This is a genomic window from Vibrio sp. IB15, from assembly GCF_016406055.1.
Classification (GTDB): domain Bacteria; phylum Pseudomonadota; class Gammaproteobacteria; order Enterobacterales; family Vibrionaceae; genus Vibrio; species Vibrio chagasii.
Genome location: NZ_JAEFCE010000144.1, coordinates 1 through 1,277 on the forward strand (window position 1 = coordinate 1; position 1,277 = coordinate 1,277).

General features: G+C 47.5%; 1 protein-coding gene. It reads right to left on the reverse strand.

The genetic code is table 11. From position 1 onward, the window contains the following. Positions 1–700, reverse strand: a 700-nt coding sequence (locus JC606_RS23135) for a reverse transcriptase N-terminal domain-containing protein (protein ID WP_198779544.1), incomplete at its 3' end; no start/stop codon positions are given. Positions 701–1,277 lie beyond the last annotated feature (577 nt).

Below are 1,277 nucleotides of genomic sequence, written 5' to 3' on the forward strand. Positions count from 1 at the left end.
CGCCTTGAGGCGTGCCTTCGTCGGTGTCGTAAAACAGCCCTTTGTCTACAAAGCCTGACTTAAGCCATTGCTCCAACATCCGTTTATCGATGGCGATGTTATCCATCAGCCACTGATGCCCGATTTTATCAAAGCAAGCTTTGATATCTCCTTCAAGAACCCATTTAGCAGATCGCTTTAGGGCCAAACATTTGAAACATTGACTGACAGCGTCAGCCGTGCTGCGATTTGGTCTAAAACCATAACTATTAGGGTCGGCAAGCGTTTCGGACACAGGTTCTAATGCTAGAAGATGAAGAGCTTGTTGGGCTCTGTCAATCATGCGTGGAATACCCAGTGGTCTGAGCTTACCGTTCTTTTTGGGGATGTAGATACGCTTGAGTGGTTTCGCTTGATAAGCTTTCCGACTCAGTTGATTTACTGCTTTCATCCGACGCGTGTCTGTGTTCCAGACAACGCCGTCTATTCCTGGCGTTTTACTGCCTTTATTTTGAGAGACTCGCTTAACAGCAAGAAGTTTTGCTGAGAAAGAGTGAGTCAGTATCCACTGCAATGCTTTTGCTTTGCTGTGCTTACCGTCTCTAGTTGCCTTTGCGATACGCATTTGAAGCTTTAAGACGTTCGCCTCTGCGGCCTTCCAGTTAATGGATTGCCACTGTGCACTGTCAGAAGATGCACTAATCTCATTCGAAACCATCATTTGCTTTTCTTCCTTAATAAAGTTCCTCAAACTTTCTCGCAACGAGAGACCAGTTGGAAGTGGGCTCACTTTCGTGACCAGACACAAGTCTGTATCTGCATCGTTACAATGCAGCATTCGCTTTTTCCAACCTCCTCTACCCGCATCACTATCGGCCACTTAGGCTTTCCCAGAGGGAGTGATACGGGCTTACCGTGTTCCGTATGTTGCGCAGTGTCAGTGTAGATGCCCGCTATAGTGCGGAGAGTTCGACGATCACGAAAGAGCATGGGGCAATCCCTTTCCGACTCTCGTGCCTTTTGGCCACAGCGTATTAACCACTTCCGCTGTTTCATAACATAACGCACCTTATGCGGATTCACTTATGTTCATCATGCTGACTACCTAGCACTCACCCGATTGTGGTTATCAGGAGGATCGTCCTCTCACGATTTTGATCCCGATTGGTCTATAACCAACCTTCGTTACATTGTCAGGCTCGCTACTTTATTCAGAGCCTTAGGTTCATCTGGTGATACAGATGGTTCACACATTAAGCGGTGAACAGCGCTTCATACGACTTCACGTCGCACGCCCC